We start from the raw sequence: 13518 nt of genomic DNA on the forward strand, positions 1-13518 counted from the left end.
ACCGGGCACTCATGCGGTTATCACCACAGCAGTAACGTCCCAGTCCCTGGCAGATCGGGCCGCGGCAGAGTTCAGCCGTCCGCAGGAGGCTCAGTCGTTTTTGAAACAGACGGGTGAGTGGTTGAGTCCGAATGCGTCGTCCTTAGTCGCCGACTAAGGACGACTGCGCTGTTATCGGCGTTTGTGGGGAGTCGAGGAAAACCAAGACGGTGAATCTCGCGGCAACACGCTCTAACTCTCGCCGGCCGGGCTCGGGCTGGGGAATGCACCGGGCCGGGCAATATGCCTTGGCTGTTCCGCGGTGTGGATTAACTAGATGCGGTCTCTAGGCGTTCGTCCCGTTGTTGTTGCGGATGGATGGCCGAGGGGTGTTTGTGATCATCTCGAGTCTTCGGCTTTGATCGCCGGTCAGGGTTACTCCACGAGCTTGCCGGCTACCGAGTCGTCGGCGTCGCTCTCGGCTAGGGACCGGAAGGAGTCCGGGGCAGGGGTTAGGGCTTCGAAGCTGACTCCGTCAGCTGGCGACCAGACGAAGTTGCCTTGCAGCGCCGGATCCTTGTGAGGGAAGTCCGCACGGTTGTGGCACCCGCGCGTTTCACGGCGCTCGAGTGCGCATTCGAGTGTTGCGCGGGTCGCGAGGAGCGAGCCCAGCAGGTCGTAGGCATGGGCGAGGTCGTCGAACCCGGCGATGTCGGGGTGTGCGGTGATGTGTTGGGCGCGTTCTTCCAGGGTGGCCAGTTTGCGTAGGCCTTCCTGCAGGCCCTGTTCGGTGCGCACGACTCCGGCGTGCTCGGTCATCAGGTTGCGCACTTCACGCTGCAGCCGCCGGGCTGATTCGGTTCCGCGGTCACTGAGCAGTGACTGCATTTCGGTGCGGGCCAGGCCGACGGCGGAGGGGTCCCGGTGGACAGTGGTGCGGGAGGTGACGTACTCGGCGGCGTGCTCTCCGGTGATGCGTCCGTAGACGAGCAGCTCTATGAGCGAGTTTCCGCCCAGGCGGTTGGCGCCGTGCAGGCCTGAGGAGGCTTCGCCGATCGCGTACAGCCCGTCCACGCCCGTGCTGTGGTCTTCCGGGGCTACCCACACTCCGCCCATGGAGTAGTGGGCGGTCGGAGCGATCTCCATCTTCGTTGTGGTGATGTCCAGCATCTGCAGGTCGATCAGGGTGCGGTAGACGCGCGGCAGCTTCTGCAGGATGACTTCCCTTGGTAGATGGGAGACGTCCAGGTAGACGCCGCCCTTCTCGGTTCCCCGGCCCGCGGCGATCTCGGTGTACCCGGCCAGGGCAACCCGGTCGCGGGTGGAGAGCTCCATGCGCTCGGGGTCGTAGCGCTCCATGTAGCGCTCACCCAGCGCGTTCGTGAGGATGCCGCCCTCGCCGCGCGCTGCCTCGGAGACGAGGGTGCCGGCGGCGTCGTCTGGCTCCAGCAGTCCGGAGGGGTGGAACTGGACGAGTTCGGCGTCCCGGATCCGGGCGCCGGCCAGAGCGGCCAGGCGGAAGGAGTCCCCGGTGTTCTCATCCCGCCGGGAAGAGGTATGGCGCCAGATGCGGGTGTGCCCGCCGGCGGCCAGGATCACCGCATCGGCATGGATCTGCACGGGCGTGCCGTCCACAATGTCGAATCCGTAGGCGCCGAAGATCGTGCCGTCGGCCACCAGGAGGCGGGTGATGTAAATGCTGTCGATGATCTGCACGTCCAGCTCGGCCGCGCGGCGGATCAGGGTGCGCTGGATTTCCAATCCGGTGTAGTCGCCGGCGTAGGCGGTGCGGCGGTACTTATGGGCGCCGAAGAAGCGCTGGGAAATCCGCCCGTCTTCCTCCCGTGCGAAGGGCATCCCCCACTTCTCCAAGTCCTTAATACCACCGGCGGCGTTGCGCGCCACGGTCTCCACGATGGCCGGGTCGGCGAGGAAATAGGACTCGCGCAGGGTGTCGGCGGCGTGCTGCTGCCAGCTGTCCTCGGGGTCCATTGTGCCCAGAGCGGCGTTGATCCCGCCGGCCGCCAAGGTGGTGTGCGCGTCGTGCTTGCGCCGCTTGCCCACCGCCAGCACCTGGACGCCGCGCTGGGCCAGTTCGATCGAGGCCCGCAATCCGGCACCGCCGGTGCCGATGACGAGGACCGAGGTGGACATCAGTCGTTCAGAGGGGTGCTGTGTGCTCATATCCACCATGCTAGGAAGGCGGCTAAGATGAGTCCAATGCATTGTTCAACTCAAGCTGATGCAGAAAGGCTATGATGAAATTCGATCAGCTATCTTCCTTTGAGGCCGTCGCCCGGATAGGCCACTTCACCCGGGCTGCCGAAGAACTCTTCCTTGCCCAGCCCTCGCTGAGCCGACAAATCGCCGCACTGGAGGCTGACCTGGGCACGAAACTGTTCCGTCGTGGACCGACCGGGGTGACGTTGACTGACGCAGGCGAAGTGCTGTTGCCCATCGCCCGGCGAATGCTCGCGGACGCGCGCTCAGCCCGCGAGCAGATGGGCGAACTGGCTGGGCTGCGCCGCGGCCACGTCCGGCTCGGTGCCCCGCCGACCCTCTGCGTCTCACTGGTCGCCGACGTACTCGCGGCTTTCCGGACTGCGCACCCCGGAGTGGACCTGCACATCACCGAGGCAGGCTCACGCTCCCTGGTCGACGCGCTGAACGAGAACGCACTAGACCTGGCCTTGATGGTCACCCGCGGGCCCGAACCATCCGTACCGGGCACTGAACTGATCCCTCTGCTTTCCGAGGAACTGGTCGTGATCTTCGCCGCAGGCTCACCCCTGCCAAAACCCGTGCGGCAGAAACGCGGCGAAAGCCCGACACCGACTGAGATCACACTGGCGGAGCTGGCACAGATCCCGCAGGTCGCGTTCAACCGCAGCTACGACCTGCGCCTGGCCACAGATGCCGCATTCTCCGCCAGCGGACTAACCCCGACGATCGCCGTCGAGGGCGCCGAGATGGACGCCGTGCTCCGATTCGCGGAACGGGGACTAGGAGTGGCTGTGGTCCCCGCGATGGTAGTTATCGACCGTCCTGCGCTGCAAAGCACGCGCCTGGTGAGTCCCCAACTGACCCGAACCGTCAATCTGGCCCGACGCGCCGATGTCGAACCCTCAGCTGCGGCCGCGGCCATGCAACAGTTCGTCTTCGACACCGTGGACCGGCTCACCGCTCCCGGCACGGACCTTGCGCGCCTGGTCACAGCCGCACCGCGAAACCGGTAAGGGCCTCCCCGTCGGAAGCGGGCTACATATGCGCTGTTATCGGCCTTTGTCATGGGATCTTTGGTGGTGGTCGTCAATGCCGGTGGTGGGGGACATTGGACCGGGGGTCGCGGTTGAGCCGACGCTGATCGACGGCGAGGGTAGTGCTGGAGCAGTTGGATGAACGGGGCTCTCAGCGAGCCGAGCAGTGAGCCCTCCCGATACGCGGCCCAGCCGATCCTGGCTCCGTGATGGCATTACGGGTCACCGCCGCGCTGCTGCCTCATTTGTCGCCGATACACATGATTGACATGCATTGATACGGGGACCTGTCCTTGGACGGTGTGTTTATTACGCGACAAGTTTTGTTCGCAAATCGCTTCTAGAAGCCTGAATACTTCCCGATTCACACTTAGAGCCAGAGGCGAACCGAGGCCACATTCAAGATGGTAAGTCTGCTGAATAGTTGAAACTTGTAGTAACCACTTCATGGGTTTATGATTTGGCGGGGTTCTTGATGAAACCTTTACCAAAAATTTCCGAAGGCTGCCATGCATTCTGTATCCCCATTGATCAGCAGAAGCGACGATCTGCCGGCGCGGGGTCCAGATGGGCTTTGCAGTCCCGACGTCGAGTTCCTTTCTGATGGCGTCATATTCGTTCGTTGGCCATCGCACGCAACGATCGAAGAGCCTGATGCTTTGGCGACGATATCTCTCATCGAAGAGCTGGGCGGCGACGAGCCTAGACCGATGCTGGTCGACATGCACGGAATGCGTTCGGTCAGTTCGGCAGCACTAACAAAATTTGCCCAGCACCTTCCCGCGACCAGGATGGCGTTGATCGGAACCTCCCCGGTCGAGCAAACGATTGTGCAGTTCTTCCGCACGTTTCATCGGCCCGGTTACCCGGCTACATATTTCACCAAAGACGCCGAAGCTTGGCAGTGGCTCACAGACGGGCGGTACAAGAGTGCCCCGGATGTACTTCCGCAGACTCACCAGAAGGGGGATTCCGACTTCGACGCAGTCGTGGACACGATCAGCCCTGCACGACGGTTCCGCCTAGGCACAGCGTTGGCCAGGCTGGTTCCTTCCGCAATGGAGATACAGCCTGAGCTCCCATCGTCGCTCATCCCGAGGCCTGCCGTCGATGAGTTGAAGCCGGAACGACCTCCGCAAGTATCAGCGGAAACGCTGGACCTCATCACAAAGGCCTTCCGCGGCAAGACCCAGCCCAGGGCTTTCTCAATGGCACTCGGTGCCGCCGAAATCCTAGACGCCGGCGGCGTTGCCGCCTTCGCAGATCTAATCGGCAGATGTGCAGCCGCCGAACGCTCCTTGATCGCGAGCCACCTCTACCGGCACTACCATCGTTCTCCGGCCAAACTGGCGCTTTGGATCGACACGGCCCAACATACCTACTTCCACGCACGATGGCGCGTCGCCAACAGCGGCATCAGGCGTGCCCGGCTAAACCCAGGAAAGATCACAACCGCGCGCCTCATCGACCGCGACAGTGCAGGACACAACGTCCGCCAAGAAATCCGTGACGCCATCAGCCTGGTGAGCGGCCTCGTGTACTCTCCCTGGCCCGGACAAATCGGCATCGGCGCGCAAAGAAACATCATCAGTGTCGGGGCATCGCTGGCACGGGTGCTGGTCACTGAGGGCGACCACCACGGGCTGGCCGTCTGTTACCGCGAATACACAGACATCTACGATGCCCGGTACAGCCTCGTAGAAGAGGGCACCGGAATCATCGACTTCATCCTGAAGCACCCCGAAAAAACGGAACTACTTTGCGAATACATCCAGGGCGGGAAATACGACACGCCCGAAACCCTCCTGCGCTCCGTGACTTCATCCCCCAGGTTCCTCCGGTATCTGGATAGGACCAGAACAGCCAACAAAACTAGCCAGAGCATTGGCGCGACTAGCCCATAAATGGTTTTCTTCGCATCTTAACTATGCGGTCCGAAGTGCGAGCACAATGCCGTCTTGAATGTCAGTCGGCAAACGAGCACAACCGCTCCTGTACCCCCAGATCGACTTAAGGCGCAAGATTGCGGACGTATGCGCCGTTATCGGCTTTTCGGCCTAGCTGTTGATTGTCAAGGGCGTTGTGAAGCCATTGGCGACGAGTTGGCAGGGGACGCAGGTCGTAAACGGTTCTTCCCGAGGAGTGTGCTTTGCCCCTGCCATCGCCGAGAGGGACGGTGGCACTGGATGCAGTGCCACCGGTTTCCCAGGTGGCGCTTAGAGCGGCTGCAAGAGTTCAGCCTCCTCAACGCTTTGGGGCAGCCGGGAGTTGGTTTCGGGCCAGCCCGTGTAGGACTCGGCAAAGTAGGCGGCCCCGCGCTCGGAACCGGTGATCGCCTTGAATTCGCCGAAGCGGCGCTTCTGATTGAAAGGGTTTTCTCCTGGCTGGGTGTGCATGAGATTGGTGGCCCAGTAGGAGAAGTTCTGGGCTTTCCATACCCGCTCCAGCGCCGTGGCTGAGTACCCTGCCAGCCCGGAGTCGTCGCCAGTGTTGAAGTAGTCGACCAGCGCCGGGGCTAGGACGCGGACGTCGCAGAACGCGAGGTTCAGTCCCTTGGTCCCGGTAGGGGGCAGGGTGTATGCCCGGCGTCTCCGACGAGGAACAGGTTGCCATAGCGCAGTGGCTCACACACGTAGGAGCGGAACTTCAGCACGGTCTTCTCAAAAATCGGGCCGCGCACAAGCTGGAACCCGTCCGGACCGTCGACCCTGCGCTGTAGTTCGGCTTAGATGCGCTCCTCGTCCCAGTTATCAACGTTCTCCTCCGGGTCGCACTGGAAGTACATCCGCTGCACGTTCTCGCTGCGCTGGGAGAGTCCCGGCAGGGCAAGAATCTCACCCGATACTTCCCGGACCTGGTCAAGGCAGCAGCAGAACAGCTGCCGCCCTGTTGCCTGGGGCCCCTTATCGTGAGTCAGCTCAAGCAGACAAGGGAAGAACAACCAATCAACAGGGCCGTTGGACTGCTGCACGATGCTCTCAGCAAAGGGGCAGACCCACGTTTAGTCAAGAAGCTGGCAAAACAACTGCGCTACCTCGCAGCCGTCTATTAAGACTAGGTACCCTCGCCACTGCGTCGTCGAACGTCACGCCGGAGCGGGAAGAGTAACCGGCCAATCCCCGGCACCACTTGTCCGGAATCTTGAGTGATGCCGGGGGACCGTGGGCGCAAGGCTACTAGCCGGCGATCGAGTGGTACAAGGGTAGGGGCCCCCTCGCCGTCCCCCCAGCTGGACTGGAACGGCGAGAGGGCCGCCTGGCCGATCCCCGGCACCCAATAGGAACTTGCCGGACCTGAATGATGCCGGAGACCGCGGCCGCAACGTTACCCGCCGGCGCTCGAGCGGCACAAGGGGGAGTCGACAGCAGCGATACAGACTGAGGGGAGCCCGGAAAGCCGCACCGGTACACCTGTGGGTGCTTGTATCGTGGGTTCATGGATGCCAGGCTGCCGGCAGAGTTGCGCCTGCCGGTCAAGGTGGCCTTGGCCCGAGCAGTGGAAAAGATGCCGGCCCCGGCGCGCGGCCCGGCGGCGCCTTGTACGAACCCAAATGGGACGGCTACCGCGCGGTCATCAGCCGCGACCGGGATGAGACATCCATCTGGTCCCGGCAGGGTAAGAACCTGTCCCGGTCCAGGTGGCGGGAAGCGCGGAGAGCTTTGCACGGTGCGGCCGCGGGGCGGTGTGGCAACTGAAGGTCCATCGGCTAGTGTGATCCGCAATATTCCACGGATGCGGGGGACTGATGATTTTGGCCAGCAAAAAGGTGGGCGGGGCTGACGGGAAGCGCGTGCCCGGGAACCGTCGGGCACGGACACTGCCTGAGCTTCATGGCGACGCTGATCTGGCGGCGAAGCTCCGGGCCCGGCTGGGGCGTCTCCACCGGGAAACCGCTGTAGCCGCGGTGTGCCGGGGCGAGATGACGTGGGCGGGTTTTGGGGCCCCATTGGATGCGGACTTCGAAATCGGTTCCGTATCCAAGGGCATTACCGGGCTGCTGTACGCCGATGCGCTGGGACGGGGCGAGCTGGCTCCGACGACGACGCTGGGCGAGCTGCTGCCGCTGGGAGCATGTGGAGCGGCAGATGTCACGGTCCAATCCCTGAGCACCCACTCATCGGGTCTGCCGCGCCTGCCCGGGTCTGCCCGGCCCCTCCGGGGCACGCTTTCGCTGTGGCTGCAGGGTGCAAATCCGTACGGGGAAAACCTTGACCAGCTGATGGCCCAGGCTCGGGCAGTAAGGATTTCCGCACCCCGGCCGCGGTACTCCAACCTGGGATTCGAACTCCTCGGCCACACCATCGCCAGTGCGGCAGGGTTGACGTATGCGGACCTGCTTCGGAACCGGCTGGCCCACCCGCTCGGACTCGGGTCCGTCTATGCCCCGGCCGCTGCGGACCAGCTCCGGCCCGCAGCCTTGGTCGGCAGGAGCAGTTCCGGAAAGGCCCGCGAACCCTGGACGGGTGAGGCGCTGGCTCCGGCCGGCGGCATCCGGGCATCGATCGGGGACATGGCCCGGCTCGTCGCGGCGTTGCTGGACGGTTCGGCGCCCGGCATCTCCGCCCTCGACCCGGTGGCAAGGTTCGCTGGAGCGGCCCAGAGCGGGGCCGGATGGCTCACCCTGGAGATCAAAGGTCGCCGGATCACCTGGCACAACGGGGCAACCGGCGGTTTCCGCACCTGGGTCGGACTCGACCGTTCAAAGCACACCGGTGTCGCGGTCATGTCCGCTTCATCGGTTCCGGTAGACCGGCACGGATTGACCATGCTGCAGGAGTTGGCCGACACCAGCCTGTGATGCAACCGTCGGGAAGTAAGGCCATAGTGGTTAACCGCTAAATAGCAGAGGGACGACGGTTGGTCTAAGTTAGACCTGCCCCGAGCAGGTCCACACCTGCTAAATCACGCGCAGATCAGCCGCAATCAAGATAGGCGCCTCTAAGGTCCGCACCGGACAGGCGCCGGAACCCGAGATTTCTGCCCATCAAGGCCCGTACTTCTTCGCTGACGTCCATCAGCGTTGACCTTACTTGGGAGTGAAGATCAGGAAGGTCCGGTGAAAGCAGTCCCGGCAGCTCGCCGCCGAGTGCCTGTTCGATCGTGTTTCTTAGCCGGGCCGCACGGCTTGAGGGAGTCCGGGTCGAATGTTCGTGTCTGTGCCTCCGCTAGATGCCAGAGCTTCTCATGTAGCTGTCGGGCGGCTTTGAACGCCGAGAACATCGCGTCTCTGCTGTCAGGGTGCTCGCGCCAGCTCTTTCCGGCGAACTACCTTTGCGACACGTTTTGGCCGGCGCCGAAGCACATCAAAGACCGTGCAGCCGCTGAATCCTGTGGGGCCGAGGCTGTTGTGGATAGTACAGGAGAAGTCAGGTGCGAGGTTTTGGCATGGAGAGCCTGGGGGCCTGTCGAGGGCAAAGTCTGCCGAACGTGAGAATCCGAAGGCTGTACAGCAGAGGGCAAAGCATGAGCCGCAGTCGGGGCGCAGTGATTGCCGTATGAGGGCAGGTGAAGAAGGCTCGGGGGAGTACCCGGGTGTCGTCTGCATATGATCTTCCAGTGGTGGGTTCTGTCGGTCCGATGAGCAAGGGAACTCCATATGGAATTCCCTTCTCGGGCCCTCCCGGCCGGCGGTCGGGGGCACGTGGAGGATGGCATAGAGATCCAGCTCTTTCATGGCAACCTCACTGCAGCCGCGGGCCGGCGGCCCCGCTCTTTCGCGGGAGCCGCCGGCTTGTGCGTGCAATGCGCAGATCAGGCGTTGATCTGCTGCTTGGTGTCGCTGCTGTTGATTTCGATCTTGCGTGGCTTGGCCTGCTCCCGGATCGGGATGTGCAGGGGGTGTCTCCGAGCATCAGCTGACGGCTGAAGGGGCCCGCGGGACGTCCACCGTTGCCTGTCCCTGATGGACCCTGTAATTTCCGCTCTCTTCATCGCAGCCTCATAAGGCACCCGCTCGCCGTGCCGGCCGTCCCACGAATTTTTGCGGATTCTTAACGCTTCCGAAGGGCAAAAACCGCTGAATTGCGCGTCCCGTAGGCGTACGCTTTCTCATCGGATTCAAAGGCCGCTGCCCTTGGCCCAGCGCGGGGCATCGTCGGCCTGAAGCGTGCGGCAGCGAGAGGACAGGAACAGCACCGGTGAGTTCATCTGCCAGGTTCACGGTCCCAGAAAGCGTATCCAGACCCGCACCCCCGGCGCCTGCCGGCGTCCTGCGGCGGTGGCTGCTGGAAAAGCGCGTCCACCAGCCGGTCGGTCCGGAAACGGATGAGGCGCATGCCCCGCAGCAGGCCTGGTGGAAGGTGATGTGCCTGACCGGGGTGGACTACTTCTCCACCCTGTCCTATCTGCCTGCGATCGCCGCACTCGCCGCCGGCGCCCTCTCCCCGCTGGCCACCCTGCTGATCGTGGCGCTGACCCTGCTGGGCATGCTGCCGATGTACCGGCGGGTCGCGCACGAAAGCCCGCACGGGCAGGGCTCGGTGGCCATGCTCGAGCATCTGCTGCCCTTCTGGCGCGGTAAGCTCTTCGTGCTGATCCTGCTCGGCTTCGTCGCCACCTCCTGGATTATCACCATCACCCTGTCCTCGGCGGACGCGACCGTGCACCTGCTGGAGAACCCCTACGCCCCCGGCTTTCTGCACGGGCAGGAAGTACCCGTCACGGTCGTGCTGCTGCTGATCCTGGGCGGGGTGTTCCTGCTCGGCTTCACCGAGGCCGTCGCCGTGGCCATCCCGCTGGTGGCGGTGTTCCTGCTGCTCAACGCGGCCGTGATCGGAGTCGGCCTCTACGAGGTGTTCACCGCGCCCGGGGCCTTGGCGTCCTGGACCGGGGCGCTGACCGAGGCAGGTGCCGGCCCCGGCGGCCTGATCGGCCCCGCCGTCCTGGCCTTCCCGCTGCTGGTGCTGGGCCTGTCCGGGTTCGAAACGGGCGTGAGCATGATGCCCCTGGTCGCCGCGGAGGGCGCCAACCCGAAGGAGCGCCTGGCCTCGCGCGTCCGCAACACCCGCAAACTGCTCACCGTGGCCGCCGTCATCATGAGCGTGTACCTGATCGGCAGCAGCATCGTCACCACAGTGCTGATTCCGGCCGGGGCCTTCGCCGAGGGCGGGCCGGCCGCCGGACGCGCGTTGGCCTACCTGGCCCACGGGTATCTGGGCAACACCTTCGGCACCGTTTACGACATCAGCAGCATCCTGATCCTCTGGTTCGCCGGCGCCTCCGCGATGGCCGGGCTGATCAACATCGTCCCGCGCTACCTGCCCTCCTACGGCATGGCCCCGGAGTGGAGCCGGGCGGTGCGCCCGGTGGTCCTGGTCTACACGGCCGTGAGCATCCTGATTACCATCGCCTTCCGGGCCGACGTGAACGCCCAGGCCGGGGCCTACGCCACCGGCATCCTGGCGATGATGGTCTCGGCCGCCGTGGCGGTGGCCATTTCGGCGGCACGGCGGAAGCAGGGGATGGCCGCCGCCGGCTTCACCGTGCTGACCCTGATCCTGGCCTATGCCCTGATCGAGAACATCATCGAAAAGCCCGACGGGCTGATGATCTCGGTGTTCTTCATCGCCGGCATCATCGCCGTCTCCCTGATCTCCCGCATCACCCGGACGACGGAACTGCGCGCGGACCGGATCGTGTTTGATGACACCGCCCGCCGCTTCATTGCCGACACCCTGGCCTACGACGGCCGGATCACCCTGATCGCCAACCGGCCCCAGCAAAGGGACGCGGCCGAATACGCGGACAAGGAAGCCGCCCAGCGCGGCATGAATCCGGTCCCCGGCACCGCCGATATCATCTTCCTCGAAATCGACATCACCGACCCCTCCGGCTTCAGCGGCACCCTTTCTGTCCGGGGCGTCGAGGTCGGCGGGTACCGGGTGCTCAGGGCCGAAAGCCCCGCCGCGCCCAACGCCATCGCCGCGATCCTGCTCGCCCTCCGCGATGCCACCGGGGTGCGCCCGCACGCCTACTTCGAATGGTCCGAAGGCAATCCGCTGGCCCACCTGATGCGCTACCTGCTGCTGGGCCGCGGCGACACCCCGCCGGTCGTCCGGGAAATCATCCGCGAACACGAGCCCGACCCCGCCCGCCGGCCCAGCATCCACGTCGGCGGCTAAGCCGGCGCTGCGGCGTGGGACGGAAGCCATGACGACGTTAAGCTGGCCGCCGGCCGATCCCTCGGCCCCGCGGCCCGGCCGCAGGGAAGCATTGAGGAACTGGCTGCTGTTTGGCCTGCAGGACAGTAGAGGCACGCATCTGGGGCCCGGCAAGGTGGTCGGCCCGGATGAGAAGAAGCATACGTGGTGGCGGGTAATGTGCCTCACGGGCGTCGATTACTTCTCCACGCTGGGTTACCAGCCTGCGATCGCTGCGCTGGCCGCAGGCGTACTCTCCCCGGTGGCCACCGTGGTGCTCATCGCCGTGACCCTGTTCGGGGCGCTGCCGGTCTACCGACGAGTTGCCCGGGAAAGCCCTCACGGTGAAGGCTCCATCGCCATGTTTGAGCGGCTGCTGCCGGGCTGGGGCGGCAAACTTTTGGTCCTGGTCCTGCTCGGTTTCGCCGCGACCGACTTCATGATCACCATGACGCTTTCCGCCGCCGACGCCACCGCGCACGCCATCGCGAACCCGGCCGCGCCCGGGTGGCTGCAGGGCCAGAACGTCCCGGTGACCCTTTTCCTGCTGGCGTCACTGGGCGCGGTGTTCCTGCGCGGCTTCAGGGAAGCGATCGGCGTCGCCGTCGGCCTCGTCGCCCTCTACCTCGGCCTCAACGCCGTGGTCGTAACCACCGCGCTGCTGGAGGTATTCACCCATCCGCTGGCTCTGCACCAGTGGTGGACCGCCCTGTGGGCAGCGCACGGGAACCCGCTGATGGCGGCGGGAATAGCCGTGCTCGTCTTCCCAAAGCTTGCCCTGGGCTTGTCCGGTTTCGAAACCGGGGTAGCTGTCATGCCCCAGGTCCGGGGAGCCGAAGGGGACACCGAGGACAGTCCTGAAGGCCGAATCCGGGGAACACGGCGTCTGTTGACCAGCGCGGCCCTGATCATGAGCGTCTTCCTGGTTAGCAGCAGCTTCGTCACCGTCCTCCTCGTCCCCGAACAGGAATTCCAGCCCGGCGGGAAGGCAAACGGCCGCGCCTTGGCGTACCTGGCCCACGAGCACCTCGGGGCCGGTTTCGGCAGCCTCTACGACCTCAGCACGATCGCCATCCTTTGGTTCGCCGGAGCCTCCGCCATGGCGGGCCTGCTGAACCTGGTCCCGCGGTATCTGCCCCGCTACGGGATGGCCCCGCCATGGACCAGAGCAGTCCGTCCCCTGGTGCTGGTGTTGAGCCTGGTAGGTTTCCTCATCACTTACCTCTTCGAGGCCGACGTGGACGCCCAAGGCGGGGCATACGCTACCGGGGTCCTGGTCCTGATGACCTCGGCAGCGGTCGCCGCCGCCATCTCCGCCCGCCGCCGGAAGCAGCACAAACACACGATCGGCTACGGCACGATCTCCGTGGTCTTTATCTACACCACGGCCGCGAACATCTTCGAACGCCCCGAGGGCATCCGGATCGCCGCCGTTTTCATCCTGGGCATCATCGTCATCTCCCTGCTCTCGCGGGTAGGCCGCTCCTTTGAACTGCACGCCACCCGCGTCCACCTCGATCAGCAGGCTTTGGAATTCATGGCCCCGATCCTCGACGGGCCCATTGCCTTGATCGCGCATGAACCACAGCACAACAGCGCCGATGCGTACAGGGACAAACTGGCCTCGGCCATCGAAGTCAGCCACCTGCCCCTCGACGATGAACCGCTGTTCCTCGAAGTGAGCATCGATGACTCCTCGGAATTCGAAACCGAACTGCAGGTCAGAGGAGTGACCCGACACGGATACCGCATCCTGGAAGTCCACGGCCCGGTTGTTCCGAACACCATCGCATCCGTCCTGCTCCATATCCGCGACGTAACCGGACTGATGCCCCACATTTACTTCCGCTGGACCGAAGGAAATCCCTTTACCAACCTCCTGCGCTTCCTATTCTTGGGCGAAGGCGAGATCGCGCCCGTCACCCGCGAAATACTTCGAGAGGCAGAGCCCGACGTCGCCCAGCGTCCCTGGGTCCACGTAGGCTGACCAGGGGGCCGAATCACCCTCGGCTGCCACCGCTGCCAGGACACTGCGGCAAAAACAGCCCCCGCATCTGTCGAACTGCAGGACACCGCTGACGCCGCGCCGCATCCGACACGGCACCGCTCACCCGTGCTGGCCCGATCACAGGCAGCGCCGGGAC

Annotated in this window: 10 protein-coding genes and 1 pseudogene; 6 read left to right on the top strand and 5 right to left on the bottom strand. The window is 64.4% G+C overall.

Translation table 11 applies throughout. From position 1 onward, the window contains the following. Positions 1-414: 414 nt before the first annotated feature. Positions 415-2163 carry an L-aspartate oxidase gene (locus tag AC5RWT_RS09340; protein ID WP_494044031.1) on the bottom strand — a complete coding sequence of 583 codons (1749 nt, stop codon included), beginning with the start codon at positions 2161-2163 and terminating at the stop codon, positions 415-417. Positions 2164-2237: 74 nt separating this feature from the next. Between AC5RWT_RS09340 and AC5RWT_RS09345 the strand changes: the two genes are divergently transcribed. Both AC5RWT_RS09345 and AC5RWT_RS09350 read left to right on the top strand, forming a co-directional pair. Further along, entirely contained in the window at positions 2238-3215 is a 978-nt protein-coding gene (locus AC5RWT_RS09345; RefSeq protein WP_494080018.1) for a LysR family transcriptional regulator, read from the top strand. 530 nt (positions 3216-3745) lie between these two features. Further along, the gene (locus AC5RWT_RS09350; protein WP_494044030.1) at positions 3746-5140 is read left to right on the top strand and encodes a DUF7793 family protein; all 1395 of its coding nucleotides are present in this window, start codon (positions 3746-3748) and stop codon (positions 5138-5140) included. A gap of 312 nt (positions 5141-5452) precedes the next feature. Here the strand turns inward: AC5RWT_RS09350 and AC5RWT_RS09355 are convergent, their stop codons facing one another. From AC5RWT_RS09355 to AC5RWT_RS09370, 4 genes and pseudogenes are all read right to left on the bottom strand, one after another. Continuing rightward, entirely contained in the window at positions 5453-5632 is a 180-nt protein-coding gene (locus tag AC5RWT_RS09355) for a hypothetical protein (RefSeq protein ID WP_494080019.1), read from the bottom strand. A gap of 81 nt (positions 5633-5713) precedes the next feature. Further along, positions 5714-5809: pseudogene (locus AC5RWT_RS09360) on the bottom strand (hypothetical protein); the annotation flags it as partial. Continuing rightward, complete coding sequence (locus AC5RWT_RS09365; protein WP_494080020.1) at positions 5782-5916, bottom strand: FAD-dependent monooxygenase; 135 nt, start codon at positions 5914-5916, stop codon at positions 5782-5784. The gene AC5RWT_RS09365 and the pseudogene AC5RWT_RS09360, both read right to left, overlap by 28 nt. A gap of 45 nt (positions 5917-5961) precedes the next feature. Beyond that, on the bottom strand, positions 5962-6207 hold the full coding sequence (locus AC5RWT_RS09370) for a hypothetical protein (protein ID WP_494044029.1): 246 nt from the start codon (positions 6205-6207) through the stop codon (positions 5962-5964). Positions 6208-6652: 445 nt separating this feature from the next. Between AC5RWT_RS09370 and AC5RWT_RS09375 the strand changes: the two genes are divergently transcribed. The 4 genes from AC5RWT_RS09375 to AC5RWT_RS09390 all read left to right on the top strand — a co-directional run bounded on the left by AC5RWT_RS09375 (position 6653) and on the right by AC5RWT_RS09390 (position 13361). Next, complete coding sequence (locus tag AC5RWT_RS09375; RefSeq protein WP_494080021.1) at positions 6653-6931, top strand: ATP-dependent DNA ligase; 279 nt, start codon at positions 6653-6655, stop codon at positions 6929-6931. 50 nt (positions 6932-6981) lie between these two features. Next, the gene (locus AC5RWT_RS09380; protein ID WP_494080022.1) at positions 6982-8034 is read left to right on the top strand and encodes a serine hydrolase domain-containing protein; all 1053 of its coding nucleotides are present in this window, start codon (positions 6982-6984) and stop codon (positions 8032-8034) included. 1339 nt (positions 8035-9373) lie between these two features. Beyond that, a complete protein-coding gene (locus AC5RWT_RS09385) occupies positions 9374-11356 on the top strand; it encodes an APC family permease (protein WP_494044026.1) in 1983 nt (660 codons plus the stop codon). A 28-nt stretch (positions 11357-11384) separates the two neighbouring features. Further along, positions 11385-13361 (top strand): APC family permease, encoded by a 1977-nt coding sequence (locus tag AC5RWT_RS09390; protein ID WP_494080023.1) that lies wholly within the window; start codon positions 11385-11387, stop codon positions 13359-13361. The last annotated feature ends 157 nt before the right edge of the window (positions 13362-13518 follow it).

The organism is Arthrobacter sp. Dra40 (genome assembly GCF_059091905.1).

Bases quoted from the DNA above. Each gene is read 5' to 3' on its own strand.
- AC5RWT_RS09340 (WP_494044031.1), bottom strand. From the start codon at position 2,163: ATGAGCACACAGCACCCCTCTGAACGACTGATGTCCACCTCGGTCCTC.
- AC5RWT_RS09345 (WP_494080018.1), top strand. From the start codon at position 2,238: ATGAAATTCGATCAGCTATCTTCCTTTGAGGCCGTCGCCCGGATAGGC.
- AC5RWT_RS09350 (WP_494044030.1), top strand. From the start codon at position 3,746: ATGCATTCTGTATCCCCATTGATCAGCAGAAGCGACGATCTGCCGGCG.
- AC5RWT_RS09355 (WP_494080019.1), bottom strand. From the start codon at position 5,632: ATGCACACCCAGCCAGGAGAAAACCCTTTCAATCAGAAGCGCCGCTTC.
- AC5RWT_RS09380 (WP_494080022.1), top strand. From the start codon at position 6,982: ATGATTTTGGCCAGCAAAAAGGTGGGCGGGGCTGACGGGAAGCGCGTG.
- AC5RWT_RS09390 (WP_494080023.1), top strand. From the start codon at position 11,385: ATGACGACGTTAAGCTGGCCGCCGGCCGATCCCTCGGCCCCGCGGCCC.